At 58.6% G+C, this 25,132-nt stretch carries 32 protein-coding genes; 12 read left to right on the forward strand and 20 right to left on the reverse strand.

The genetic code is table 11. From position 1 onward, the window contains the following. Positions 1–51 precede the first annotated feature (51 nt). Positions 52–576 carry a sigma-70 family RNA polymerase sigma factor gene (locus tag ACQZ5K_RS14935; RefSeq protein ID WP_080820186.1) on the forward strand — a complete coding sequence of 175 codons (525 nt, stop codon included), beginning with the start codon at positions 52–54 and terminating at the stop codon, positions 574–576. Positions 577–1,051: 475 nt separating this feature from the next. On the opposite strand, the gene ACQZ5K_RS14940 is transcribed toward ACQZ5K_RS14935, so the two are convergent. From ACQZ5K_RS14940 to ACQZ5K_RS14950, 3 genes are all read right to left on the reverse strand, one after another. After that, the gene (locus ACQZ5K_RS14940) at positions 1,052–1,279 is read right to left on the reverse strand and encodes a hypothetical protein (RefSeq protein WP_003520654.1); all 228 of its coding nucleotides are present in this window, start codon (positions 1,277–1,279) and stop codon (positions 1,052–1,054) included. 124 nt (positions 1,280–1,403) lie between these two features. Next, positions 1,404–2,186: a Crp/Fnr family transcriptional regulator gene (locus ACQZ5K_RS14945; protein WP_448740700.1), complete on the reverse strand. Its 783-nt coding sequence runs from the start codon at positions 2,184–2,186 to the stop codon at positions 1,404–1,406. 15 nt (positions 2,187–2,201) lie between these two features. Next, positions 2,202–2,561, reverse strand: coding sequence for a hypothetical protein (locus ACQZ5K_RS14950; RefSeq protein WP_003520657.1), 360 nt, complete (start codon positions 2,559–2,561; stop codon positions 2,202–2,204). A gap of 320 nt (positions 2,562–2,881) precedes the next feature. Between ACQZ5K_RS14950 and ACQZ5K_RS14955 the strand changes: the two genes are divergently transcribed. Next, positions 2,882–3,067 (forward strand): hypothetical protein, encoded by a 186-nt coding sequence (locus tag ACQZ5K_RS14955; RefSeq protein WP_448740701.1) that lies wholly within the window; start codon positions 2,882–2,884, stop codon positions 3,065–3,067. A gap of 24 nt (positions 3,068–3,091) precedes the next feature. Here the strand turns inward: ACQZ5K_RS14955 and ACQZ5K_RS14960 are convergent, their stop codons facing one another. After that, positions 3,092–3,427 (reverse strand): hypothetical protein, encoded by a 336-nt coding sequence (locus tag ACQZ5K_RS14960; protein ID WP_448740702.1) that lies wholly within the window; start codon positions 3,425–3,427, stop codon positions 3,092–3,094. A gap of 90 nt (positions 3,428–3,517) precedes the next feature. Continuing rightward, positions 3,518–4,174, reverse strand: a complete 657-nt coding sequence (locus tag ACQZ5K_RS14965) for a UdgX family uracil-DNA binding protein (RefSeq protein WP_448740703.1) — start codon at positions 4,172–4,174, stop codon at positions 3,518–3,520. 260 nt (positions 4,175–4,434) lie between these two features. On the opposite strand from ACQZ5K_RS14965, the gene ACQZ5K_RS14970 reads away from it, so the two are divergent. Continuing rightward, positions 4,435–5,208 carry a Crp/Fnr family transcriptional regulator gene (locus ACQZ5K_RS14970; protein ID WP_448740704.1) on the forward strand — a complete coding sequence of 258 codons (774 nt, stop codon included), beginning with the start codon at positions 4,435–4,437 and terminating at the stop codon, positions 5,206–5,208. On the opposite strand, the gene ACQZ5K_RS14975 is transcribed toward ACQZ5K_RS14970, so the two are convergent. Further along, a complete protein-coding gene (locus ACQZ5K_RS14975) occupies positions 5,161–5,400 on the reverse strand; it encodes a DUF6894 family protein (RefSeq protein WP_080629468.1) in 240 nt (79 codons plus the stop codon). The genes ACQZ5K_RS14970 and ACQZ5K_RS14975 overlap by 48 nt on opposite strands. A gap of 54 nt (positions 5,401–5,454) precedes the next feature. Further along, positions 5,455–5,643, reverse strand: a complete 189-nt coding sequence (locus ACQZ5K_RS14980; RefSeq protein WP_377311272.1) for a hypothetical protein — start codon at positions 5,641–5,643, stop codon at positions 5,455–5,457. 149 nt (positions 5,644–5,792) lie between these two features. Between ACQZ5K_RS14980 and ACQZ5K_RS14985 the strand changes: the two genes are divergently transcribed. Genes ACQZ5K_RS14985 through ACQZ5K_RS14995 form a run of 3 tightly spaced genes read left to right on the forward strand, consistent with a single transcriptional unit; the run spans position 5,793 to position 6,539 of the window. Further along, positions 5,793–5,996 carry a hypothetical protein gene (locus tag ACQZ5K_RS14985; RefSeq protein ID WP_433823892.1) on the forward strand — a complete coding sequence of 68 codons (204 nt, stop codon included), beginning with the start codon at positions 5,793–5,795 and terminating at the stop codon, positions 5,994–5,996. Between the two features lie 42 nt (positions 5,997–6,038). Further along, on the forward strand, positions 6,039–6,227 hold the full coding sequence (locus ACQZ5K_RS14990) for a hypothetical protein (protein ID WP_080629469.1): 189 nt from the start codon (positions 6,039–6,041) through the stop codon (positions 6,225–6,227). A 21-nt stretch (positions 6,228–6,248) separates the two neighbouring features. Continuing rightward, on the forward strand, positions 6,249–6,539 hold the full coding sequence (locus tag ACQZ5K_RS14995) for a DUF3175 domain-containing protein (protein WP_004433095.1): 291 nt from the start codon (positions 6,249–6,251) through the stop codon (positions 6,537–6,539). Between the two features lie 181 nt (positions 6,540–6,720). On the opposite strand, the gene ACQZ5K_RS15000 is transcribed toward ACQZ5K_RS14995, so the two are convergent. The 3 genes from ACQZ5K_RS15000 to ACQZ5K_RS15010 form a co-directional block, all read right to left on the reverse strand. Continuing rightward, the gene (locus tag ACQZ5K_RS15000) at positions 6,721–7,236 is read right to left on the reverse strand and encodes a DUF305 domain-containing protein (RefSeq protein ID WP_448740705.1); all 516 of its coding nucleotides are present in this window, start codon (positions 7,234–7,236) and stop codon (positions 6,721–6,723) included. Between the two features lie 107 nt (positions 7,237–7,343). Further along, positions 7,344–7,790: a CBS domain-containing protein gene (locus ACQZ5K_RS15005; RefSeq protein ID WP_004433100.1), complete on the reverse strand. Its 447-nt coding sequence runs from the start codon at positions 7,788–7,790 to the stop codon at positions 7,344–7,346. Positions 7,791–7,833: 43 nt separating this feature from the next. Continuing rightward, positions 7,834–8,148, reverse strand: coding sequence for a plasmid stabilization protein (locus ACQZ5K_RS15010; protein WP_448740706.1), 315 nt, complete (start codon positions 8,146–8,148; stop codon positions 7,834–7,836). Positions 8,149–8,324: 176 nt separating this feature from the next. On the opposite strand from ACQZ5K_RS15010, the gene ACQZ5K_RS15015 reads away from it, so the two are divergent. Next, positions 8,325–8,612, forward strand: coding sequence for an anti-sigma factor domain-containing protein (locus tag ACQZ5K_RS15015; protein WP_448740825.1), 288 nt, complete (start codon positions 8,325–8,327; stop codon positions 8,610–8,612). A gap of 109 nt (positions 8,613–8,721) precedes the next feature. Here ACQZ5K_RS15015 and ACQZ5K_RS15020 read toward each other — a convergent pair whose 3' ends face one another. From ACQZ5K_RS15020 to ACQZ5K_RS15065, 10 genes are all read right to left on the reverse strand, one after another. Further along, on the reverse strand, positions 8,722–9,876 hold the full coding sequence (locus ACQZ5K_RS15020) for an iron-containing alcohol dehydrogenase (RefSeq protein WP_448740707.1): 1,155 nt from the start codon (positions 9,874–9,876) through the stop codon (positions 8,722–8,724). Positions 9,877–9,888: 12 nt separating this feature from the next. Continuing rightward, positions 9,889–11,640 carry a nitrilase-related carbon-nitrogen hydrolase gene (locus ACQZ5K_RS15025; RefSeq protein ID WP_448740708.1) on the reverse strand — a complete coding sequence of 584 codons (1,752 nt, stop codon included), beginning with the start codon at positions 11,638–11,640 and terminating at the stop codon, positions 9,889–9,891. A 26-nt stretch (positions 11,641–11,666) separates the two neighbouring features. Continuing rightward, complete coding sequence (gene urtE / locus ACQZ5K_RS15030; RefSeq protein WP_448740709.1) at positions 11,667–12,362, reverse strand: urea ABC transporter ATP-binding subunit UrtE; 696 nt, start codon at positions 12,360–12,362, stop codon at positions 11,667–11,669. Beyond that, complete coding sequence (urtD, locus tag ACQZ5K_RS15035; RefSeq protein WP_448740710.1) at positions 12,362–13,111, reverse strand: urea ABC transporter ATP-binding protein UrtD; 750 nt, start codon at positions 13,109–13,111, stop codon at positions 12,362–12,364. Before urtD ends, urtE begins: the two co-directional genes overlap by 1 nt. 1 nt (position 13,112) lies before the next feature. Beyond that, complete coding sequence (gene urtC / locus ACQZ5K_RS15040) at positions 13,113–14,252, reverse strand: urea ABC transporter permease subunit UrtC (RefSeq protein ID WP_448740711.1); 1,140 nt, start codon at positions 14,250–14,252, stop codon at positions 13,113–13,115. A gap of 1 nt (position 14,253) precedes the next feature. Beyond that, positions 14,254–15,147, reverse strand: a complete 894-nt coding sequence (gene urtB, locus ACQZ5K_RS15045) for an urea ABC transporter permease subunit UrtB (protein ID WP_448740712.1) — start codon at positions 15,145–15,147, stop codon at positions 14,254–14,256. A 152-nt stretch (positions 15,148–15,299) separates the two neighbouring features. Beyond that, positions 15,300–16,550 carry a transporter substrate-binding domain-containing protein gene (locus ACQZ5K_RS15050; RefSeq protein WP_448740713.1) on the reverse strand — a complete coding sequence of 417 codons (1,251 nt, stop codon included), beginning with the start codon at positions 16,548–16,550 and terminating at the stop codon, positions 15,300–15,302. A 248-nt stretch (positions 16,551–16,798) separates the two neighbouring features. Next, entirely contained in the window at positions 16,799–17,407 is a 609-nt protein-coding gene (locus ACQZ5K_RS15055) for an ANTAR domain-containing response regulator (RefSeq protein WP_004433113.1), read from the reverse strand. Positions 17,408–17,419: 12 nt separating this feature from the next. Next, positions 17,420–18,571 carry a transporter substrate-binding domain-containing protein gene (locus tag ACQZ5K_RS15060; RefSeq protein WP_448740826.1) on the reverse strand — a complete coding sequence of 384 codons (1,152 nt, stop codon included), beginning with the start codon at positions 18,569–18,571 and terminating at the stop codon, positions 17,420–17,422. 182 nt (positions 18,572–18,753) lie between these two features. After that, positions 18,754–19,716, reverse strand: a complete 963-nt coding sequence (locus tag ACQZ5K_RS15065) for a LysR family transcriptional regulator (RefSeq protein ID WP_004433115.1) — start codon at positions 19,714–19,716, stop codon at positions 18,754–18,756. Positions 19,717–19,948: 232 nt separating this feature from the next. Here ACQZ5K_RS15065 and ACQZ5K_RS15070 point away from each other — a divergent pair, with 232 nt between their 5' ends. The 5 genes from ACQZ5K_RS15070 to ACQZ5K_RS15090 all read left to right on the forward strand — a co-directional run bounded on the left by ACQZ5K_RS15070 (position 19,949) and on the right by ACQZ5K_RS15090 (position 25,132). After that, positions 19,949–21,040, forward strand: a complete 1,092-nt coding sequence (locus ACQZ5K_RS15070) for an ABC transporter ATP-binding protein (RefSeq protein WP_448740714.1) — start codon at positions 19,949–19,951, stop codon at positions 21,038–21,040. Positions 21,041–21,077: 37 nt separating this feature from the next. Beyond that, a complete protein-coding gene (locus ACQZ5K_RS15075; protein WP_059755226.1) occupies positions 21,078–21,809 on the forward strand; it encodes an HAD-IA family hydrolase in 732 nt (243 codons plus the stop codon). A gap of 19 nt (positions 21,810–21,828) precedes the next feature. Beyond that, positions 21,829–23,133, forward strand: a complete 1,305-nt coding sequence (locus ACQZ5K_RS15080) for an NAD(P)/FAD-dependent oxidoreductase (RefSeq protein ID WP_448740715.1) — start codon at positions 21,829–21,831, stop codon at positions 23,131–23,133. A 61-nt stretch (positions 23,134–23,194) separates the two neighbouring features. After that, the gene (locus ACQZ5K_RS15085) at positions 23,195–24,235 is read left to right on the forward strand and encodes an ABC transporter substrate-binding protein (RefSeq protein ID WP_448740716.1); all 1,041 of its coding nucleotides are present in this window, start codon (positions 23,195–23,197) and stop codon (positions 24,233–24,235) included. A 24-nt stretch (positions 24,236–24,259) separates the two neighbouring features. Continuing rightward, positions 24,260–25,132, forward strand: coding sequence for an ABC transporter permease (locus ACQZ5K_RS15090; protein WP_448740717.1), 873 nt, complete (start codon positions 24,260–24,262; stop codon positions 25,130–25,132).

Consider the following 25,132-nt stretch of genomic DNA (forward strand, 5'->3'; position numbering starts at 1 on the left):
CAGCAACCAAGCGTCTGCCGGGACATTTCCCCATAGTGAAAGGATGGGAAAATGGCCAAGCACGCTGTGAGTGGAGTTTCCGGAAACACATTGAGTGAAGCGCAGCTGGAGGTGTTGCGCATCGGTATTGCGGATCTGGCGCCGGCCCTGACGGCTTTTGCGCGCCGCTTCGTCAGAAATGAGGAAGATGTTGACGATCTCGTCCAGGAGACGATGTTGCGGGGGCTTCGGGCTCTGCATGGTTTTACCCCCGGCACGGCGTTGAAATCATGGCTCTTCACCATTTTGCGCAACACGTTCTGCACTCGCTACAAGGTGTCGAGGCGTGAATGCGTCGGCTTGCCGGTCGGTATCGAGCAATCCATGTCTACCCCTGCCAGTCAGGAATGGCGTGTGCAGCATCAGGAGGTCATGCGGGCTATCCGCCATCTCGACAAGGACCAGAAAAAAGCTCTGCTGCTCGTGGCGGCAGGGACGAGTTATTCCGATGCCGCCGCCATCTGCGGCTGCCGGGTGGGCACCATCAAAAGCCGCGTCAACAGGGCGAGGGAGTCGCTACGTCGAAATCTGGACTGAGTGGCGGTGACAGCCAGCCACCTGCCGCAGACAGGCGGGCGCTACCTGTCCTGCTGGTGACCTTGATGTGTCGTGTTTATCTTTATGTTTGCCTGCCTCCCGGTCTGGGTTGAAACCTTCTGTTCCTTGACGGCGGAGGCTTCTTCCGTGTTCAGACGGTCGTTGTCGCCGGGTCCTTGCTGGCTTCTGTTCTCTTCTGGAATGGGGAGTGTTTTCCTGGTCATGTTGTACCTCGTGCGGCATGAGTTCAGTGGAGCGACCCGAACCATGCTTGCGCAGGTTTGTTCCCCTGTCCGTCGACGCCTTTCATATTGCAGGCGAGTGGCGCCACGGATGGATGAATGGGAAACCGGAACGCATCATTCTGCCCTTGGGCGTGACGAGGTACGCGATTTTCCGAAACCGCAGAGGGACGCCCTTCCAGACGTCATCGAACCTGAGACCAAGGCGAGAGATAACGCGTAAGGCTGGAAAATCAGCCGACAAGCAATTTGGTTCGAAAATAGAGAGTTGCGAGCCGCTGAAGTTTCAGGGGATCGACAACGCCGCGATCATACATTTTCAGGACATAGCGGGCGACGTCTGCCCGGCACAAAGCCGGGTCGCGTTCTGCGGACAGAACATTCTCGTAGGCTGTCTTAACGATGTTGATGTCTTCGTTCAGAAAAATTCCGGAACTCTGGTACTCGTGATTGGCGTACATTTCACCTCCTTGAAACGCGTCCTGCATTTCACAGCGTGAGGGAAGATGAATCCATACTATAGGGAAATGGCCAAACGTAAATGTCCGGAAGCGTACCGAACGTCGATTGGGAAGGCGGTCCCGTCTACCGAACCCCACTGCTTTCGACAATGACGAGGTCGCCAAGCGGGATTTCAGACTGGTATTCGGACAGAAAGCGGGCAAATACACGATTGCTTTCCTCTTCAGGCATGCCGTAGAGATCGCGCGCATAGGTCTCGAGCATCTCGCGGTTCCTGATCGTAATTCTTCCCCTTTCGGAACGAATGAACCCATGACTTTCGAGAACGTGGAGGGCGTCCGTTACACTTGCGCGCCTGACGGCCAGCATGGTGGACAAAAAGTCGTGGGTCAGTGGCAGATGATTGCCTTCTACGCGGTCGTGGCACATCAGCAGCCAGCGGGCGAGCCGCTCCGTTACGGACTGGGTGGCATTGGAAGACGCCGTGTATTCCACCTGCGTTCTTGAGATGTGCAGGGCACAGACAAGAATGTCGAAAAAGACCCGATATTTTTCAAGAAGCGCTTCAAACGACCGCATATCCATGAAAAGGGCTTCGCCGGGAGCCTGTACCACGATTTCGGTCAGGTTTGTTTCCGCGCCAGCGACCGCCCCTGTCGGCACAAATCCCTCTCTCCCGACAAGTCCCGCTTCGGTTTTGCGTTCCGATTTGGTGACGACCACGACGGAGGCAATGCCGGATGACAAAAAGAAAACACGTTCGACGGGCGCGCCGGCGGATATCAACACATCGCCCAATGCGAGCTTGATGGGCTTACAGACGCCCGTTACTTCACGCCTGATGTCATCTGGCAGAAGAGAAAGCAGAAAGTTCGCTTCGCCATGGCCCTCGGCTTGCTTCAGCATAACACGTGCCTCGCTTTAATGTCTGATGCCCCCTCCTTGCGCCATCAAAGCGGAAACAATGTTTTCGATGTCTTCCGAACGTCCGGAGAGGACAAAAGGTCCCGGCTCGCTGTCAATAACCGTCTCTGGCACGAAAAAAAGATAAGGAATTGCCTCTTCGTCCAGTTGCTCGGTGAGACGCAGCATGACGTCCGCCTCGTAACGAACGTCAATAATCGCCGCGGCAAATTTGAGAGCGTCTTCACTTTCTATGAAGCTGGCGGAGTAGGGTCCCTCCAGGCCGATCTGGGCATGAAACCACGCCATTCGGATTTCCGATGTAACAGTATCTGTCATGCCGATGATTGCGATGGTGAGGCGTTTAACGGTCTGCATGCTTTACTCCTCGCACACCATCGGCATGCGTGTGCCTGTTCCCCCACCATAACGCCAGAGCAAGATGATTTCAGCCGCATGGTCACTGAATTTATCAAATAAGCGCGAGGGGAATACCGCGGTGTCAGAAATTGATCCCGAAAAACGGCGGCCAATGCTCGAGTTCGAGAAGCAATGACCTGATGGTGCAGGCTTCCTGCTGCGGAACAATTGCGGATGGATGGGGTTAGGCGCGGTGGCACATGAGGGAGTATCCGATGCACGCCAAAAATGAGGACATGGCTAACGCGCCGCGCGAAAGTATCAGGCCCGAGCAAGACATGAACAGACCATTGAGCGAAAGGCTCGATTCGAAATTCTCGCCCGTCGGCATAGATGATGGCGATTTTCGCGGGCGCAAACGGACGTGGAAAACCATGATGGTCTACACGCTGGTCATATTCGCGCTCGCTGTTGCGATTGCGCTCTATTTTCTGACAGGAACACATCCCGGCCGCGCGGTGTGAGGCGAGGCCGGCCCGCCATCCGGTCTATACTTTGCCGGTTGCCAGATCGAGGCCGCCGATCGATGGAAAGCAGACTTCTTCGCTTCTTCGCCGCAAGGGAATATCCACCTGATAGGGCACAGCCACCATCAACTGCAGGGAGGTGCGCAACCGGTTCGGCGCCGTGGTGTCGGTCAGGGTCAGATGGGCGGTCGCAGCAAGGCGTTCCGCCTCCTGCGTCGGGACCACATTGCTCTCCAGCAGCTTCGCAGCCGCCAAAGCCAGGTGGCGACTGGGGTAAACAGCCCTTACGACGTCAGAAACGACAACGGCCCACCCATTTTCATGCGCGATGATCTGGTATTCGATGCTCTTTTCCATGGTGTTCAAGCCTCCCTGTTCGGTCGCACCTAACCACGCTGGGAAAAGCTTGTTCCTGACATTGGGCGCGATTGCGGCAGGCCGGTTACGCTAACTCGTCGCGCCAAGGATTTCGCCTATTTTATGCAGGTCGGAGACGAAGGCGCGGTGCTGTCGATCCGCCTCCTGCCGGTCGCGAAGGCGCAGCAGATAAGACGGATGGATGGTGACGAGAAGGCGTGTGCCGCCCGGCGTCAAAAGAACATGCCCGCGTTCCTTCGTCACGCCGCTTGCGCGTCCCGTCAGCGCGTAAAAGGCCGTGGCGCCCATCGCCACGATAAGGTCTGGCTCGATAAGCCGCAATTCTGCACCTAGCCACCAGGCGCAGCGCTGCACCTCCCCGCCGTTCGGGCGGGCATGCAGACGTCGTTTCCCACGCTGCTCGAATTTGAAATGTTTTACGGCGTTGGTCACATAACATTGCGAACGATCCACACCCGCTTCTTTGAGGCATTCGTCGAGCAGGCGACCGGCCGGACCAACGAAAGGCCGTCCTTTCAGGTCTTCTTCATTGCCGGGCTGTTCGCCGACGAGGACAACGTGCGCCCGGGTGTCGCCGTCGCCAAAAACAAGCTGGGTGGCTTGCCTGTAGAGATCGCATCGTTCACAGCTTTCCGCTTCCTTGCGCAAAGCGCGAAGTGAGGGCGCGCCGGCGCTTTCGGGCTGGAAGGCGGGTGGCGGACGGTTTTTGCGCGTGTTTCGTGCCAAGGCGGTAGCTCCCCGCTGATACGGCCATCTCCCCCTTCCTTGACGGTTGGGGTCCACATACCCAATGGCCGGGTTTCGATGTATGATGCTGCCTGAAAAATGGGTCAAAATTTGAACTTGCGGCCATTCTGCGGTGCAGAACGATCCGTTCTACCAATTCGTACGGAAACGTACTCACTGTTTTCATGGGATTTTCCGCTGCTAATATGACTGCCGCAGGTTGATGTTTTCGAGCAGAGGGGCGAACCGGGCGAACCGCTATGCTTGGATCAGATTTTCTTGTTTATAACCGATTGTTGAAGACCCTCGGCACAGAACGCCTGTCGCAGCTTGCGTCCCGGCTGGAGCCCGTGGATCTGCCGGCGGGATATCGGCTCGTTGCCGCTGGCAAGCCCATTTCTCATCTCTGTTTTATCGAAACCGGTCTTGCATCGACGGTTGTTCATGATGACGGCGGCAAGAGCATTGAAGCCGTGCTTGTTGGGCGAGAGGGCATCACCGGCTGGCCCGTTCTGCTGGGCGCGGAAACCACGCCGGACGAAACCATCATGGGCGTGGGCGGTCGTGGCTTCCTGATTCCGGCCGTTGAAATACGGCGGGAAATGGAGGAAGACGCGCGCCTGCGTGAGCTTTTGCTGGGCTATATCAACGTCTGCCTGCTTCAGGCCGGCCAGCTTGTGCTTGCAAATGGGCAATATGGTCTGCGGGAAAGGCTCGCACGCTGGCTGCTGATGTGTCATGACCGCCTCGATACGGATGATCTGCCGATCACCCATGAGTTTCTCTCCACCGTTCTTGGGGTGCGGCGGCCGGGCATTACCAACGAGCTGCATGTTCTCGAAGGCATTCATGCCATTCGCGCCAGCCGCGGAAATGTCCGGATCGTCAATCGCGGTATACTGGAAGACGTCGCCGACATGACTTACGGCGTCCCCGAAAGAGAATATGAAACACTGATGGCCCGTATGCGGACGGACGATGCCCTTTCAGTCCTTTCGGTCCAGCGCGTCGGTGAAACGGACGACTTTCAGTAAGTCATGCTGCTTGTTACGGATAATGATGCATCCTTCGGAGATGTCACGCCCTTGCAGGATCGCCTCGCTCATCAAGGCGCGGGCGTCCTTGCGCGCCTCTTCGATCGCTTGGTCGAGGGAAGGGAGCTCGCTTCCCTCCGGGTCATCAAGGACGTTTTTACCGCTGATTACATTGAAGAAAAATCTTGGCATGGCGGGTCTTCCCAAGAAAAGATGGTCGCCGCTGACGCATGAAGTGGCCTGTCCCTAGCCAAACTGCCGCAAATATTGCGCCTGTTTCTCAAGCCGTGCGGCAAGTTCGGAAATGCTCATATTCGTCGCGCATAGATGAATGGCGCATTCCAGGAATTGCAGGGACGAGCGTCGGAGAAAGTCCTGCTGCTGCTCATGCGCCATTCTGGAGATGCGATCGGTTTTTCCGGATTTATCCGTCATCGTCTGTTCCCTCGGTTTGAATTCTGGATCGCCTAACCAGTGGAGCGTGCAATTGTTTCGAAAAAAATCCCCCTGTTGCCTCCCGGTCTTTGCGGAACATTGCCGCAGCAAAGTGGTTGGGGAGCGTTGAAACCCAACCGGAGGCAATGATGACCAAGAATTCTCCACGAGACGGCGCTCCCGGCACCACCGACCAATCGCCGCGATGGGAAGGGCCGAAGGAAAGCCGACCCAGAGGCTACATGAAACCCACGGACGACCCCGAGCACGATCGGGATGCTGTCGGTGAAAACCTCAAGGACCCACGGAAGAAGCGTGTTTCCGATGCGATGAAAACCCGCGACGACCAATAGGCCAACGGCTTGTCCGCTGCCACCCAACGACAGGAGGAATAAATGTCCACCTCGACGAAAACACCGGCAAGTATCCGGCAGGGCGGGCCGGGCTCTTCCCATGAAAACGCAAAGGCCCCGCCGGAGATCAAGAAACCTGCGGCAGACAATGACAAACGTTCAAAGAGCAGGGTTTCCGGGGGAGGGGGTGAGCGTGACAGTCACCACACCCATGACCCCGAACGAAAATAATGATCCGCCGGGAGAAGAACGATGAAAAAGGCAAAAAAGAAAAAGAAGTGGTCACAGAAGGTGACGAGGGAAAGCGATGCGCTCGATCTTGATAAGGAGGTCTTCACCAAAGACGATCCCTCGCAGATCGCACGTTCGCTGAAAGCCTCGGCGGAACAATCCTCCAGGCGCAAGACCAGCCCTTTCCGGTCTGCAATGTCGATGCTGGTGTTTTACATCAACCGTGCTGGCCGGACGTTGCCCGGAAAACGAAAGGAAGTGCTGGAAGATGCGAAGGGCGAGCTTCGCAAGGAATTCGGGAAATCGCGATAGACGCACGTGCACTCCCCTTTGGCCCCTATCGCGCGAAGCCCCGAAGGAGGGCGCGGGGCCGTGCAGCAAAAAATCGCTTCTACGCGATATTAAGTCCCGGAACTCCTGTGACGCGCCATGCCGCGGGACGCCGGATGACGACGCGGCGGCGTCAAGAGGCGCTGCCAGAGACGCCGGCCGATCATCTCGAAGGGCTGCCGATCTTTGCGTGGAGGCGCTCGTCGATTGCGTTCATTTGCTCGATTTCTGCGCGCTGGCCGCGGGAAATCTCCGCACAGAGCGCCATAAGTTCCGGATCGGTGATCTTCGCATTTCTGCACATGAGAATGGCACCGGAATGATGGGGGACCATCGAAGCAATGAATTGTCGGTCGCCGATCAGGGTCTGGTTACGTGTGCCGGTGAAAGCTGCCACGAAGAGGAGGGCGAGACCGGCATGGAGAAAAAGGTTCAGCCGCTTGTTCGGATACATCCCATCCATCGTCGCGAGCATGAGGACGCCCATCGGTGCAACCATGGTTAGAGCCATGTAGACCATATTGAGATTGTTCCGGAAGTCGCCCCAGCCATCGATCATGGAGAACATCACGAGGTACATAACCACCAGGCTGAGAACCATGTTAAGCGCGAAAGCCGCATAGGGATGGCTGGCGGCGTGGGGTTTCCCCTCATGATTGGCGCTGTGATTGTCGTCCATCTGGTGCTCCCGTTGCCGCACAGCGGCTTGCCCCGGGGAGGAGTGCAGCCCTCCCCGGTGATGATCTAATCGGTGGAGCCAGTCAAAACAGGCTCCGGGCCATAGGTTTAATGCGGCTGCACGCCCGACTGGCTATGGGTCCCGCCGGGACGGGAGATCGCGGCCAATGCCTCGCCCACGCCGGTGCCGTCGGTTTCCACGGCGACATCGCCGAGGGACAGGATTCCCACCAGCTGCTTGTTGCGGTCGAGGACGGGGATACGGCGGATCTGCTGGTCGCCGAGATTGCCGCAGACATCTTCCACATCCTCGTCATCGAAGCAGTATTTCACTTCCCGGGACATGATGTCGCTCGCTTTGGTGTCCGGACCTTTGCCTTCGGCAACGGCGCGAATTGCGATATCGCGGTCGGTGAGCATTCCCACCAACTTTCCTTCCTTGCCGACCGGCAGGACGCCGGCATCGATTTCCGCCATAATGCGGGCTGCTTCCTGAATGGTTTCTTCCGCATTCACGACGCGCACATCATGCGTCATGACTTCCTGGACTTTCATCGCGGTAACTCCTCCTGACGATAAATCCTTGCTGCAGACCCGCTTAGTGCTGGGCGTGCTGCTCGTTGCGTTTGCGGGTGGCGGCTGCCTTTTTGGCGGAAGCGGATCGCTCTGCCTTCGGTCTTGCAGCAGCGGCCTCACCACCTTTGCGGCCACCCTTTTCGGAAGAGGCGTGGTTCTCGGCATGACCGCGACCGGAGCCGGATTTCTTGCCGCCGCCGCTTTCCTTGTTCACGGTGGCCCAGGCACGCCGCTCGGCCTCTTTCTCGCCGACGCCGCGATCCTCATATCCTTCTTCGATATGCTCGGCCTTGCGCTTCTGTTTGTTCGTATAGGAAGACTTGTCGCCACGGGGCATCGTGCTTCTCCTCTTGGTTGAAGCGCCCCTAACTCCAGTGGTCAAACGATGTTCCTGAAGATGTGAGATCGGTTTTCCGCGTTCTGCGTCCCTCCGCTTGTAAATGCAAACATTAAGGCGGTGAACGACGGAGGGCGTCGCTGTTCTCCCCATTGTCACCGCCCTGGGCTGTTTCGCTGCTCGGGAGACGAGCCTCATTGATCATGCAGGTGAACAAGCTGGCTGATTTCGACATCCCCGGGGACAAGGCGATTCAGGTCTGGACCCTGCCATCCAAAGACAGAGGACCAGTTTCCATCGGCCTCATCGACGGTGCGCGCTCGGCACGTCTGGCTGTTCCGGAATTGCCAACACCAAAGGGGGACCAGCTCTACGAGATCGCTCCGGAAGACGCTGGCGGATCTCCGACCGGGCGGCCGACCGGACCAATATTGGCTAAGGGTCTCGCGAAGTTGCTGCGATAACAATCGCGCCAGATATCTCCGTGTGGTGCTTGTATGGTAATTCAATATTTTGATGATGTGAGTTATGGAAAGGAGGGCTATAACTCATGTGACGTGTGCACTGCCATGCTTACCAGGCAACCTCGTAGATACTGGCAGCATCCGATAGCGACATGGTACGCGGGTTGTTGACCAGCAGGCGGGTCTGTTCCATCGCACTTTCCGCGAGCAGAGGAATTCCCTCCTTTGGAATTCCGACATGCCTCAGTCTTACGGGAAGATCGAGGCGTACTGGCAGCATCGTCAGTCCGTCGATGAAACCGGAGAGACGCCCGTTCTGATCGGCAGACTCAAGGTGAGGAAAGAGACACGGTGCCAGTTCCGCGTAGGCATCACCACACACCGTCGCGTTGAAGCGCAAGACGTGCGGCAGTACCAGACTGTTGGAAAGACCGTGGGGAACGCCGTAGCGGCCTCCGATCGGATAGGCGAGAGCATGAACGGCAGCGACAGGCGAATTAGCAAAGGCCTGCCCCGCCAGCATTGCACCCAGCAGCATCGACTGTCTGGCGGCAAGGTCGGTTCCATCCTCGACGGCGACCGCGATATTCGCTCCGAGAAGCCGCAGGGCTTCTTTGGCAAGGGCACGGGAAACGGGATTGTTGTTTGCACTGGCGGACGTGAAGGCCTCGATGGCGTGGACCATTGCGTCAATTCCCGTCGCCGCGGTCACGGCGGGAGGAAGTCCGATGGTCAGGTTCGCGTCGAGAAGCGCCACGTCTGGCAGAAGTACGGGTGATACTACGCCCTTTTTCTGGTGTTCGCCCGTGGTGATGATCGAAATCGGCGTGACTTCCGATCCGGTACCGGCCGTTGTCGGCACGAGCACCAGCGGCAGACGCTCCCCCGTCACCTTGCCAACGCCGTAGATAGTGTCGAGCGCTTCGCCGCTTTTGGCAATGAGCGCCACAAGCTTTGCGACATCGAGCGACGAGCCGCCGCCGATGCCCAGCACACCGGTTGCGCCAAACGTCACCGCCTGTGCGGCAGCCGTATGGATGATGGCTTCCGGCGGATCAGCGACAACGCCGGTGAAGATTGATGTTTCGGCGCCGGCTTCTGTAAGGCTGGCAAGCGCCGGCTGAACGAGCCCCGCCTTGACGACCCCATCGTCCGAAATCACCAGAACGCGCGGACCGAGCATGCTCCTCAGCTCCGAAAGCCTTGCGATACAGCCCGGTCCCGCAATGATCTGCGGGACGGTTGCGAATGTGAATGCGGACATGCTGCCGACCTTTCACTGATGCCATTTGACGAGAGGCTGATAATGATGCGGCTGGCGCATGACGACAAGGTCCTTTCGTCTGACGATGTTCGTTGGATAGGGCGTGTCGAGATTGGTGGTATCGACGGCGGCATCGGCAATGCCCTCCTCATCGAGAATGGCCGATTCCTGACGCGGAAAGGCAAAGGAATCCGGCCCGAAGACCGCGCTCTTGCCCAGATATCCCCGTGGCTCATCAAGTACATTGGCGAAGGCGAAATAGACGTTGTTCTCGCCGCCGCGAACCCGCAGAGCGTGCCAGTGAAAGGGGTCTGCTCCCTTCGGGATGGGATAGTTGTGCGGAATTTTCGTGCCCGCATGGCTGCCGGTGAACGTGCCGGCGATTGCCGAAGGGCAGGCGACCAGATCGCAGCCCATCAGCGACAGCGAACGGATGGCTTCCGGATAAAGCGCGTCGTGCCCGATCGCGAGACCCAACCGGCCGATGGCGAGATCGTAGATTTTCCATTCGTCGCCCGCCGTCGCCCAGCTATCGGCAATGCCCAGATGCGTCTTGCGATAGCTGCCCACCAGCCCCTCGGGTCCGGCAAGGACCACGCTGTTGTAGACCCTGTCTCCGTCCGCTTCGGCAAACCCTGCGACGAGATAGAAGCCGAGTTTCATGGCCAGACGAACGAAGGTCGATACCGTTGGGCCTGAAAGAGGTTCCGCCCGGGTTTGGGGGGACTCCAGCCCGGTCAGCGACAGTTCCGGAAACACTAGAATGTCCGGCGCTGCCGTCGCCTTCGCCTCGGTCGCCAGCCGTGTGATCTGGGCAATATTGTCGGCAATGACGGACGTAGGGGCGAACTGGGCAACGGCGGCACGGGAGGTGCGTCCGCGCGGGATTGGCTGATAGCCGTAGAGGCGGAAGTAGTCACCGGGGTTCCAGGTGAAACTGTTGGTCATCATGTTCATGTAAAGCTCGGGCCGGCGCGACTTGAAGACCGGTTCACTGAGGACCTCACGGCGGCGCGCGCGGGCAAGATCGATCGCCCCATAGGCTATTCCATCGCCCGTATCGATCGATGCGGCGACCGTCCCATCCGGCTCGATCACGCAGCTTCCGCCGGAGAACTGCACGGTCCGTTCCAGTCCCCACCGGTTGCTTTCGATGACATAGCAGGCGTTTTCGAAGGCGCGGTTGATCCAGTAAGGTGCCGGGGTGCGCTCCTGCAGCCAATTGGAGATATGGCAGATGATGTCGGCGCCGGCCAAGGCTTCCAGCCGCGCCGTCTCGAAGAAATGCAGATCCATGCAGACCAGCATGGAAATACGGCCGATCTCCGTTTCGAACACCTCGTGCACGATATCGCCGTTCGCAGCCCATTTCGGCTCGGCAATATAGGGATGCGACTTGCGGTGTCTGCCAACGACGCCGTCGGGACCGATGAGAACGGCCGTATTGTAATAGAGATCGCTCGCCGGATCGACTTCCGGCATGCCGACCACGATATAGCAGCGGTGTTTGCTGGCAATGGCCTGAAAAACATCAGTGGTCGGTCCGGGGATCGTCTCGACAAACGGTTTGACTTCCGCCCTGTCGAACCAGCAATAACCGGTCGTGCCCATCTCTGGCGTGACGATCAGGCGTGCGCCCGCCTCCGCCGCTTCTTCGCAAAGGGCTTTCAGCCGGGTGATATTGCGTTCTTTTTCAAACATTGTCGGTTCGAACTGGATGGCGGCGGCGGTGTAGCTCTTTATCGATGTCATGATTATTCCCATTGTCTTTATTGAAGGATTTGTCTTTTTCAGACAGCCATATGCCGATGAACGAGCACGTCGGAGAGCATGTCGATGGCGCCGGCCGCAACCACGCTTCCCTTCTCCAGCATGGCGAAGTGGTGAGATGCGTGCCGTGCGAATGCGACGTTCTGCTCTACGAGGATGATCGTCATGCCGATCTCGCGATTGAGCCGGATGATGATCTTTTCGATTTCCTCGACGATAGAGGGCTGGATGCCTTCGTTGGGTTCATCGAGAAGCAGCACTTTCGGGCCGGCGGCCAGCGCGCGTGCGATGGCGAGCTGCTGTTGCTGCCCACCCGAAAGCACGCCGCCGGGCCGGTCCAGATTGGCCATCAGATAGGGGAAAAGTTCCGGCACCAGCGCGGGAATGTCGCGTTTGCCGTCCGCACGTGCGAAGGCGCCCATCAGGATGTTTTCGCGGATGGTAAAATCGGGAATGATCTCCCTGCCCTGGGGGACGTAGGCGATACCGGCACGCGCCCTCCTGTGCGTCGGGGACGCGGCGATGTCCCTGCCCTGGAGATGCATCTCGCCCGTCATGCGGTCTGTCAGCGCCATCAATGTTTTCAACAAAGTGGTCTTGCCGGTGCCGTTGCGGCCGAGAATGCTTGTCACCTTGCCGGCCGGAACATCGAGCGTGACGCCATGCAGAATGTGACTGCGTCCATAATAGCTGTGTACGTCTTTCAGGGTCAGCATCAGGATATTCCTTTCGAACCGAGATAGGCTTCACGGACTTTGGGATTGTGTTCGATATCGCCGACGCAGCCTTCCGCCAGAACCTCGCCCAGATGAAGGACGGTGATACGCTCGGCGATCTCACGCACGAACCCCATGTCGTGCTCGACGACGAGGATGGTGTGGCGGCCTTTGAGGTTTTTGATGATCTGCGCCGTCTTGCGGGTTTCGGCCTGGGTCATGCCGGCTGTCGGTTCGTCCAGCAGAACGACCTTTGGATCCTGGACGATGAGCATGCCAAGTTCCAGCCATTGCGTCTGGCCATGGCTGAGATACGCCGCCGTCATATCCTTTTCTGCTTCGAGGCCGGTAAGGGCGAGTACCTCATCGACGCGTTTGGCTTCCGCACGCGAAAATCCAAACCGGAGGTTGGCAAAAACGGAGGGATTTCGGCAATTTGCTACCTCCAGATTCTGTCGCACGGTAAGATCGCGAAAAATGCTGGGAATCTGGAATTTTCGGCCAATCCCTGCACGGGCGATTTTGTGTTCCGGCCAGTTTGTGATGTCCGTGTCGTAGACGAAGACCTTACCCTGGGTACTGCGCGTCTTGCCGCTGATCAGATCCATCAGGGTCGTCTTGCCGGCGCCGTTGGCGCCGAGCAAAACCCGCAGCTCGCCATCGCCGACGGTGATACTGACATTGTTGACGGCTCTGAAACCGCCGAAATCGACGCTGAGACCGTCGATGGTCAATGCGATTGCACTCATATCACAATGCCTCGCTCTGTTGCTGCAACGATGAAGACGCCACACCCGGCTTGACCCGGCGGATGAACTGCCGCAGCACATCATGCGCCACGCCGCCAAGGCCACGCGGCATGAACAGGACGACGAGAACGAAGATGAGGCCGATGATCGCTTTCCACGCCTCGACCAGTGCTTCGGTTTCGCTGACCTCAGCCTCGATCATGTTGATGAGGATCGCGCCGATGCAGGCACCGAGCAGGGAGGAGCGGCCGCCGACGGCAGCCCAAACCACCATCGTCACGGAGAAGGAAAGATCCATGAAGGTCGGCGAGGCGAACTCCGCGACGACGACGTAGAGCATACCGGCAACGCCGGCTATTCCGGCTGAAATGGCAAAGAAGAACACCTGGTAGAGCGAGACGTCGAAACCGAGATAGCGGGCGCGAACCTGATCGTCGCGGATCGCCTGGAGGATCATGCCAGCACGGGTTTCCACGACAAGACGCGCACCGATGAGCGTCAACGACAGGCATATGGCACACAGATAATAGGTTGCCCGGCTGTAAGGGTCGAATTCAATGCCGCCGATCGTCAGCCAGCCAAGATCCGTCAGGCCGTTGAAGCCGTTCGTCACCGGTTGCGCATCGACCATCACGAGACGCACGAGCAGAACCAGCGCCAATGTAATGATCGAGACGAAGACACCGGAAATGCGCTTGCGGAAAACCAGCATACCGAGTGCGCCGGCCACCACCACCGGAAGCACGATGCCGAGCACGAGACCGACCGACTGGCTTTGAAAGGGAAGCCAGAGGAAGGAGCCCTTGTTGATGCAGCAGAGTTCCGTCGGCGCGCCGGGTTCGGCATTCCAGAGCATGAAATCCGGGACCGGCTTGTCGGAGCCCTGTTGCAGGCTGGTCATGCTCGACAGCTTCAGGGACATGGCGAGCATATAGGCGCCAAGACCAAAAAACAGTCCCTGGCCAAGATTGAGAATGCCCGCATATCCCCATGTCAGCGCAATGGCGACGCCGAGCATCCCGTAGACCAGATATTTCGAAATGCGGTTCAGCCAGAATTCGTCGCCAAAAACAGGCGCTGCAAAGATCAGCGCGATAAAAATGGCGTAGGCGGCGATCTGGAATTTTCGTTCGATGCTCATATCAGCGCCCCTTGAACGAGAACAGCCCGCTGGGCTTGACCAGAATGACGACAATGACGACCCCGAACACGACGGCGCGCGCCAGAATGTCGTTCGTGCCGATGGCCACCAGCGCGTTGATTTCACCCAGCAGCCCTGAAGACAGGGCCGTGCCGAAAAGGCTGCCGACCCCACCGGTCACCACGACCATGAAGCCGTCGACGACCATCGTCGTCCCCATGTCGGGGAAAACGGTCTTGAAGCCGGACATCATCACGCCGGCGACGCCGGCAAGACCGGAACCGAAGGCGAAGGTCAGGGCATTGATGCGTTTCACATCGATGCCGCAAGCGGCAGCCATTTTCGGATTGCGGATGATGGCCCGCACCTGCATGCCTGCTGCCGTACGGTAGAGAATGAACCATGTCGCCAGCGTCAGCGCGGCTGTCACCGCGATGATGAAGGTGCGGTAGGCGTTTATATCGGCCCCGGCGAGCCTGAACGTGCCTTGAAGATAGGAAGGCACCGCCACATTTTGCAATCCGGCGCCAAGGCCTTCGATGTGAATGCCGAAAAATGTGAGGCCGAATTCGAGCCTTACGGCTTGTTGTAAAAGAATGGCGATGCCCCAGGTGGCGAGAAGCGTGTCGAGCAGACGGCCATAGAGCCGCCGCACGACCACCCGTTCGATGACCAGGCCAAGCACTGCGGTTACGACGAAAGCCAGCGGTATTGCGAGTAGCAGGCTTGCCTTCAGCCAGATGCCTGAGAGCACGGCGACATAGGCGCCGATCATGACCATTTCGCCGTGGGCCATATTGATGACGCCCATGGCGCCGTAGGTTATGGCGAGACCGAGCGCCACCAAAAGAAGGATCGAGCCCAGACTGAGGCCGATGAAGAGAATATCGAGCATAACGCCACCGTTCGTAAGAAGGGCGGATCAGACTCTCTTCTGTCCCTTGCCAATGCTGAACGCGGATTGGCAATGAGCAAAGAAAAAACGCAGATCCGCCTTGCCGAGACATGGTCCCGCCAACAAGGTTGGCGGGACAAAGCGGGTAGGGGTCAGCCCTTGAGCTTTGCTGCGTCGAGACCGTTGCTGGTGCAGAACAGATTGCTTTCCGTCTCACCATAGGCCGAATAGGGCAACGGCTTGATTGGTGCCGGGTAGGCGTTGACAACCTTGCTCTGGCCATCCGACTGCCACTGTCCGATGCGCGGCGTCAGCCAGCAATGCAGGTTGTCGGGGTCGGTCGTCACCTTGCCACCAGGTGCTTCATAGGTCTGGCCGCGAATGCCGGCCCGGATCGCGTCGGCAGACAGGTCGCCGGATTTTTCGACTGCCTGCTTCCACAGGAACACCTGGAAATAGGCAGCCTCGAGCGAATGGTACGTCACGGCTTTGGGATCGTTGACGAATGTCCTGAAGCGTTCGATGAAGCTCTTGTTCGCTGGCGTTTCTATCGACATGAAATAGGGGAATGAGGTGTAGCTGCCTGCCGCATATTCGGCGCCCATGGCCGCAATCTCGATTTCGGACGTCACCGTCGCGCAGATCGGGATAACCTCCTGCGAAAGACCCTGATTCTTGAATTCGCGGTAGAAGGCGATGATCGAGTCTCCGACCACGTTGGAAAGAACGACGTCCGCGCCGGATTCCTTGATCTTGCTGACCATGACCGCCCACTCAGAGTGGCCAAGTTCCAGATATTCGTCTGCCACCCATTCAGCGCCGGCCGCTTCAATCAGTTTCTTGGAAACCTTGGCCATTTCACGCGGGTAGACGTAGTTCGAGCCGACGATGAAGAACTTCTTCTTGCCCAGCTTTTCGACGATCCACGGAATGTAATTGGAGAGTTGCTGGTTTGGAACAGCGCCGGAATAGACGACGTTGCGCGAGCACTCGAAGCCTTCATAATGCGTCTGATAGAACAGCATCGCGCCGCGCCGTTCGAAGATCGGCAGGACGGCCTTGCGGCTGGCGGATGTGTGGCAGCCGAATACGGTTGAAATCTTGTCTTTAAGGATCAGCTTCGAAGCTTTCTCGCTGAAGATCTTCGGATCGGAGGACCCGTCTTCAACGACAACTTCGACCGGACGGCCGAGAACGCCGCCGGCCGCATTGATCTCTGCCACGGCCATCATGACACCGTTGGCCAGAAGTTTTTCGGCGACGGAAAGCCCACCCGTCTGGGAGTAGAGCGCACCGACCTTGATCGCGTCGGCTGCAAAGGCCCGGCCGCCCAGCGCCGGCAGGGCGAGTGCGGCGGAAGCGGTGGCTGCGGTTTTCAGAAGTTCACGTCTGTTGAACACCATCTTGGTTCCCCTTTTTTGATTGGCGCACGCGGTGGCACTGCCCGGCTCCATGGCGAGGCTTCATGCCGAAAAAAGTGTAGGAAGGCTGACGTCACTGTCAGCAGACAACAAAAAACCCGCGAGGCTTGTCAAAGCCTGCGGGCACCCTTGCCATCACCGCATCACGGCTGCGCCGCGTGCAACAGCGACACATGGCTTCGATAAAAGAAGGGATGTGCCGGAGGTGTTCATCTGGAACACATCAAAAACTAATCATGTTTTTGGGAAGGGCGCAAGAGCTGTTCAGCGTTGATAATCGAATTGGCGATTTCATCGATCGGCACGCGTCGTGCCATCGCTTGCTCGCGCATTTCGCGGTACGCCTCGTTTTCGCTGGTGCCGCGATTGGCCATCAAAATCGCCTTGGCGCGGGCAAGCTTCTGGTCTCCCAATACCTTGCGTTTATATTTGCGTGCTTCTTTCACGAGCTTTTGGCGCTCCAGCCACAGGCTGCGGGCGATGGCGAGATTGGTCAGCAGACCGAACGGCTTGATCGGCCTCTCGACAATGGCGAGCGCTCCGCTTTCCAGAACGATCTGCAACGTCGAGGGATTTTCGTAACCGACGATGGCAAGCATGGTCGGAGCGGGGTTTGGAAAACACTTCAGCAGACGTTCGATTTCCGGTCGCGCCTCGTCTTCCATGGCAAGAAAGACGACGTCTGTGCCGTGCGGCAATTCGGCAGGCACCGGCCAGAGGCAACTGACCGTGCAGCCGATACGGCGCAGGTGATCGACGAGGAACTCTCCCTCCGATGTCCGGGGATGAATGACCAGGACCTTTAGATCCCGCAAATCTCTGAGAAGGGCGAATGACATCGTCGCTCCTTCTCAGACCCGGACGCGATGCGGGAAAGTTTGCGTCAGATCCGGGCGATATTCGCGCATGAACGGATCTGGCGCCACCCGCAGTGACGGATCATAGACAATATCGTAGCCGCCCTGCGCATTCACCTTTGCCACTCTTGGCCACAGATGCGTGTGGTTTGTCAGCCGGTCTATCTTCACCGCGCCCTGTGGGGCATCGTATTCGACCTCATAGAGTGCCGGCAGAAGCTGCTCAAGCCCGTCGCCGCCGGCAAGCTTTAAAGCCGCCGCATAGAGATATACCTGAAAATAAGCCGCTTCGGCTGGCGCAGTTGGCAGCATCTGCTGGCCGTACCGCTGTTGATAGGCCGAAACGAAGGCGCGGGCGCGGGGGGTGTCGAGAGAAGCGAAAAAGGGAGCCGCGGTTATGTGCCCTTCCGCCACCTCCGGGCGCATGCGTATCACGTCGGCCTCGCTTGTCGATTGACTGGTGATCGGCATCTTCTGCGCATTGAAGCCCGCTTCCTTGAACGCCGTGTAGAAAGGAATGATACCGTTGCCAACGATCGTTGAATAAATAACGTCCGGCTGCGCTGCGCGAATGTGTCTGATGATCTTGGCGACGTCCTCGTCTTTGAGGTTCAGCGGAACATATATCTCGTCCAGGACCTGTCCCCCCACCTGAAGAAAAAGGTCGCTGATCGTCCGGTTCGATTCATAAGGATAGACGTAATTCGACCCCACAAGAAAAACCCGCTTTCCATAGTGCTTGGTGAGGAAATCGACCAATTGGACGGAGTTCTGATTGGGGGCTGCCCCTGTGTAGATGCAATGCCGGGAGTATTCGAACCCCTCGTACAAAGTCGGGTAAAACAGCAAAGCATCACGGGCCTCGATGACGGGAAGAGCGGCTTTGCGGGTGCTCGACATGTGGCAGCCGAAAACGACCCGGACCCGATCTTCGTCGCAAAGTTTGACTGCGAGCTCCTTATAGAGACTGGGAGTTGATTGCGGATCGTAGGCCACCGGCTCTATCTCTCGGCCGAGCACGCCACCGGCTGCGTTGATTTCATCGATCGCCAGCAAGGTAGCAGCTCTCTGGGTTGTTTCCACGGCTCCGGTCACGCCCGTTTCGGAGAACAGCACACCGACCCGCCAGCTTTCTGAATGCATCATCGCCCACCAAAAAATAAAAAAAGCCCCCGCCCGTTTCCGGTCGAGAGCTACCCTGCTCATGGAATATCAGCGGCTCATTTTGAGCCTGCCAGTCAATGATGTCAGTTTCTTTATCTGGTGACAATAGCGGAACGAAGGGCCGTTATGACTATGTCGGTTCGAGCGTGTTCAAAAGTTAGTTTTTAGTTGATGGTATCGCTTCCCACGCAGCCGATGTTCAGGGATGGATAAAGCGCGCTCACCGCATCGACATCCGCCTTCAATTCACGGATCATCCATTCCTTGACCTGCGTGACGATTGGTCGGGCGGGTTTGGTTCGCAGTCGGATAAGATGGCAGCGCCGGCCGGTGACCATCAAGTGTTCGCTTGCTGGAACCAGTGTCCGCGTCCGTAGCCAATGGGCGACGACGTTGAGCCAGCCAAGCGCCACGCCCTGGCCCAGGAGAGCAGCCTGCACGACGATGGCGTAATCGGAGAAGATCATCGAATTCTGCGGGTCGCTACCGCTGGCCGGTGTGAACAGCGTCGACCAGTTGGGCTGCGCATCGCTTAAATTGATGGTCGTATCCGGCACGCGATCAATATCGTTGCCGGAAATGGCATGGCTTTCCCTGTAACCCGGACTGCAGATCGGCAGCAGGATTTCGGGCATGACGAAAGCTGCCTCGTGATGCCTGTCCGGTCCATCGACGAAGCGCATCCCAAGATCGACGTCGTTGACCGGCCCCGACAGGGCGCCCATCATGAGCTGGAACCGAAGATCGACATTGGGAAATTCCCTTTTGAATTCGGCCATTCGCGGCATCATCCAGTGCGTGGTGAAGCCGGTCGAGACGGAAAGGGACACGGTTTCGATACCGGTTCGGCGATCCTCGATTTCCCGCAGGGCGCTTTCTATTCCGGCGAAGCCTCTGGCGATCGCATCGAACAGCAGCTGGCCGGGTTCCGTCAGCATCACGCCACCGGGCTGCCGAAGAAACAATGTCGTATCAAGATGTTCCTCCAGCCGGGACATCATGCGGCTCACAGCCGCCGGCGTCACGTTCAATTCGTCTGCTGCCCTCGAGAAACTGCCGCAGCGCGCAGCGGCCTCGAAAGTAAAGAGGCCATTCATGGAGGGCAGGGAACGGCGAAGGAATGTCATTACATTTTGTAACATCGCATAGATTTTTTTTCAATTGCTTATCCGCCTTTTGTTTGGTCTCTTTGCTGTCAACGAAGGCGAGAGACCTTCCATGAATTGAGGGGAACGCGACAGATTGGTTTCAGGCCGGCGCTGGGCGTCACAGGCTGAAAATCTGCTCTTCGTTCCGCAAAAACGCGCTGCCATACGTCGGAGCACCACCGAACGTACTGGGATTTTTTAGTGGAATCATATGATTGAGCAGCCAAATACAGAGCGGGTAGGCGTTTCCATCAAAGAGGCGGTCAAGTGCTACGGAACGTTTCGTGCGCTGGACGATGTCAATCTCGATGTCGCTCCCGGCGAATTCGTTTCCATTCTCGGGCCTTCGGGGTCAGGCAAGACCACGTTGCTGGGAATTCTCGGCGGCTTTGTCCAGCCGACATCGGGGTCAATTTGGTTAGGCGATCGGGATATTACATTTGAGCCGCCGCATAAGCGGGATATCGGTATCGTCTTTCAGAACTACGCGTTGTTTCCGCATATGAGTGTAGGCGAAAACATTACCTTTCCGCTAAGGGCGCGGCGGCTACCGAAGGCGAGCTGGCCGGCGAAACTCAAGGCTGCGCTCGAGATTGTCGAACTCACCGGCTATGAGAACAGGCGTATCCACGAATTGTCGGGCGGCCAACGTCAGCGCGTGGCGCTGGCGCGCGCCATGATCTTTGAGCCGGGCCTCATTCTCATGGACGAGCCGCTTTCGGCGCTCGACAAGCAGCTGCGCGAGACCATGCAGATCGAACTCAAACGGCTGCATAAGCGGCTCGGCGCCACGATCGTCTATGTGACGCATGATCAGCGCGAGGCACTGACGATGAGCGACCGCGTGGCGATCATGCACAGGGGACGTCTGGTGCAGGTCGATACGCCGGAGCGCCTGCATGACCGTCCCGTCAACGCCTTTGTCGCCCGTTTCATCGGCGAGGCGACCCTGCTTGCGGTTCGGCGCGAAAGCGAAACGGCGGTGCGGCTGGGAGACCGGCTGCTGCACACGGCGCATCGCGTGCCGGAAGGCGAAAAGCTGCATCTCGTGGTCCATTCGGAAAAACTCGTGGTGGCGGATGGCGCCGAAGCCGATGGCGGCAACAGGCTGACAGGCACCGTCACGGATACGCTTTATCAGGGCGAAAGCATTCGGGTTTTCGTGCGGCTGGACAGCGGCGACGATCTGAGTTTCCGGCTTCCCAGCAACCATGCCGGCCGCGCGCTGATGAAATCACCAGGTGAGGCGATCGCGCTTTCACTCCACCCCGAAGACACGGTGATCGTTCCCGAAGCAGGTTGAGACATTCCATTCCATGCAGTCAACAAGGATAAAGACGATGCAGCTTACGCAATTCAAGGTCATGACCTTCGATGTGGTCGGCACTTTGATCGATTTCGAAACGGGTGTGCTCAATGCGGTGCGTGCGCTCGGCGGCGAAAAGGCGGCGAGGGCCACCGACGACGAGATTTTCGAGCCCTACAAGCGCGGCCGCGACAAGTTCTATGGACGGTCTTCCTTCGCCATGAAAGATGTCTATCTTTCTCTCGCCAACGAACTCGGTTTCAACAATGACGACGCCACGGCGGAAGCCTTCCAGCTTGCCGTGCTGCGCTGGCCAGCCTTCGCAGATTCCGTGGAAGCGCTCGCCCGCCTGCGCAAGAACTTCCGTCTTGTCGCCATGACGAATGCCGACCGTACGGCATTTTCCGCCTATTCCGATACGCTTGGCAATCCGTTTCACGACAGCGTCACCTGTGATGAGGCCGGGTGCGCCAAGCCCAATCCGCAGTTTTTCGCCTTCAACAAGGGGCGTCAGTCGGCTTTCGGTTTCAAGCAGTCGGAAATCCTGCATGTCGCCCAGAGCCAGCATCACGATATCGGCGTCGCCCGCGAACTTGGCTACACGACCTGCTGGATCGAGCGTCGCCAGGGCCAGCAGGGGTTCGGCGGCACGCCGGCTCCGAAGGTGGTGACCCGGCCCGACTTCCACTTCTCCTCGCTCAAGCAACTGGCCGATGCCGTGGACGCGGAGCTTGCTGCCGGCGTCAAGACGGCAACGGCAGCCTGAAAGCGAGAGAGCCGTACCGATGGCCGCACGTCCCCCTTTTCCCGATATCCACTCCCTCTGGCAGGAGACGGCTTCGAGCCGTCCTGCCTTCGACCGGCTCTCGGGTGATCGTCGGTTCGATGTCGCGATCATCGGTGGCGGCTATACAGGCCTTTCCGCGGCGCGCTATCTGGCCCGCCGCGGCCTGTCTCCGGTGGTGCTGGAGGCAAGCCGGATCGGCTGGGGCGCGAGCGGCCGCAATGGTGGCGTGGTGTCGGGCAAGTTCCGGCTTTCCTTCTCCGACATCGCCGCCCGCTACGGGCTGGAGACGGCGCGGCGCATGCATGATCTCGGTATCGAGGCCATCGATCATGTTGGCGAACTGGTAGAGGATTACGCAATCGCCGCTGCCGATTATCGCCCAACCGGTTCGCTGCGTTGTGCCCACAATCAGCTGTCACTCGATGGCCTGAAAAAAGAAGTCGAGTGGCTGCGTGGATCGCTTGGCGACCATGCCTGCACCATTCTCTCACCGGAGGAAATGGAGGCGGAGACGGGCTCACGCGATTTCGTCGGCGGCATGCTCAATACCCATGGCGGCGTCATCCACCCCTTGAATTTCGTTTTGGGCATGGCGGCCGGATTGAGTGCCGCAGGCATCGCGATCCACGAGAAGACGCCGGTGGCGGCATTCAGGCGAGATGGCGCCGGCATCGTTCTTGAAACGCCTGACGGTGTCGTTTCGGCCCGGCAGGTGGTAATCGCCACCAATTCCTATTCCGATCTGACGCCGGCCACGTCGACGGTCCGCAAATCCATCATTCCCTTCCGCTCCGCGATGATTGCGACCGAGCCGCTGACCGGCAGACCGGGTGCTTCCCTCCTGTCGCAGGGACGCAGCTATACCGAGACGCGGCGCATGATGCGCTGGTTCCGCAAGGCCGGAGACCGCGTAATGTATGGCGGGCGCGGCGCCTTCGGCAAGGCGGATTCCGAAAGCGCGTTTGCGGCGCTGCACAAGGCCATGGTGCGGCAGTTTCCAGAACTCGCAGCGGTATCTGTCACCCATCGCTGGTCCGGCCTCGTGGCCATGACGATGGACAGCATTCCGCATCTGGGCCGGCTGGACGACCGGGTCGTCTATGCAGTCGGTTATAATGGAACCGGGGTGGCCATGGCCTCCAACATGGGCCGCTACGTTGCGGCCATGGTTGCCGGGCAAAGCCCCGATCTCGGGCTCTTGACCGCGGAGCCGCTCAAACCCGTGCCTTTTTATCCCATCAGGGAGCCAGCCGTCCGGCTCGTCGCCGGCTGGTATCAGTTCCTCGATGCAATCGGGCGCTAAGACCCGACAGTCGCATGCCAACAGGGGCGACAGCGCCTCGCCATAAAGAGGAGAACGACGAATGAAATACAGATTTTCCATGCTCGTGCTTTCCGCATCCGCCGCCGTTTTTTCGGCTGGCTTGGCATCGGCGGAACAGATCACCTTCGTCTCACAGGGCGGCGCCTATCAGGAGGCGCAGACCAAGGCGATCCTCGATCCCGTCGCCAAGCTGCTCGGCATCACTGTCAATCAGGACAGCGCGCCCGATGCCTGGCCGGTGATCAAGACGCAGTCCGCATCCGGCAAGATCGTCTGGGACGTCATCGACACGCCGGCGAAGGATTGCATACGCGGCGGGGAACAGGGAATGATCGAGAAACTCGATTTTTCCAAAATACCCAATGCGGAAAAGATGCCGGCCGAATACAAGAGCCCCTATTCGGTCGCCTATGAATTCTACTCGAGCGTGCTTGCCTACAACAAGGACAAGTTCGGCGGCAACCCGCCCAAGAGCTGGGCGGATTTCTGGGATGTGAAGAAATTTCCGGGCACGCGGGCGCTTCGTAACCATCCCCTGGCGACACTCGAGGCCGCTTTGCTCGCAGATGGCGTGCCAGTGGACAAACTTTATCCGCTCGATGTCGAGCGGGCTTTCAAGAAGCTCGAAGAGATCAAACCCTATGTCACGGTGTGGTGGACCTCCGGCGCCCAGTCGGCGCAGCTTCTGGCCGATGGTGAAGTCGACATGGAGATGGCGTGGAATGGCCGCGTTGCTGCGGTGGTGAAGGAGGGCGCGCCGATCGGTTATTCGTTCAATGAAGGTTTCCTTCAGTATACGTCGCTCTGCATTCTCAAGGGCGCGCCGAACCTCGAAACGGCTGTCAAGTTCGTCAATGCGGCGCTGACCCCTGAAATCCAGGCGAATTTCCCGGCCTATATCGATTACGGTCCAGGCAATCCTGAAGCGTACAAGACCGGCAAGATTTCGCCGGAACGCGCTGCCGAAATGCCGAGTTCGCCGAACAATGCCGCGCTTCAGGTTCTGGTGTCGGATGAGTGGTGGAGTTCCCCGGCCGGTGAGGAGGCGCAAAAACGCTGGGCGCAGTTCATCCAGAAATGATGTTCGGCCTGTGGAGGGTCACTGATGGCACAGTCGAAACGAAATCCGTCGGCGATGCATGAGCAGCGTGAGCAACGGCTCATGCTGTTGCTGCTGGCGCCAGCGCTTGCGGTCGTCGTCGTTCTGCTGGTCCTGCCGCTTCTGTGGCTGGGCTGGCAGTCGATCCGGCAGGATGGCGGCTTTACGCTCGCTCACTATCAGCGGTTCCTGACGGATTCCGTCTACTGGATGACCTTCCTTCAGACCTTCCGCATTGCGGCGGTCGTCACGCTGATGACCGTCCTCCTCGGCTATCCCGTCGCCTATGTGGCGGCGGGCCTGCCCCAGCGCTGGAGCGTGCTTGTTCTCGCCATGGTGCTGCTGCCTTTCTGGACATCCGTTCTGGTGCGCGCCTATGCCTGGCTCATCCTGCTGCAGCGCAACGGTATCATCAATTCGGCGCTGACGGGATCGGGCCTGATCGATGCGCCGCTCCGGCTGGTCAACAACGAATTCGGCACGGTCATGGCGACGATCCACATCCTGCTGCCCTTCATGGTGCTGCCGCTCTATGCGACGATGAAGAAAATACCCACGGAACTGACCATGGCCGGCGCCAGCCTCGGCGGCTCACCCATGCATGTATTCTGGCGGGTTTTCCTGCCGCTGTCGCTGCCGGGCATGATCGCCGGCATGGTGCTGGTCTTCGTGCTCACCCTTGGTTTTTATATCACGCCGGAACTGCTGGGCGGCGGGCGCACCTACATGGTCTCCATGCTCGTTTCGCGCAACATCGAGGTTTATAACGAATGGGGCGCGGCCTCGTCGATCAGCGTCGTCCTGCTTGTCTGCGTTTTTCTGGTTTTCCGGCTGGCGAGCCTCATCATTCCGTTCGAACGCATCATGGGAACGAGGTGA

Source organism: Agrobacterium sp. 22-226-1, assembly GCF_053522345.1.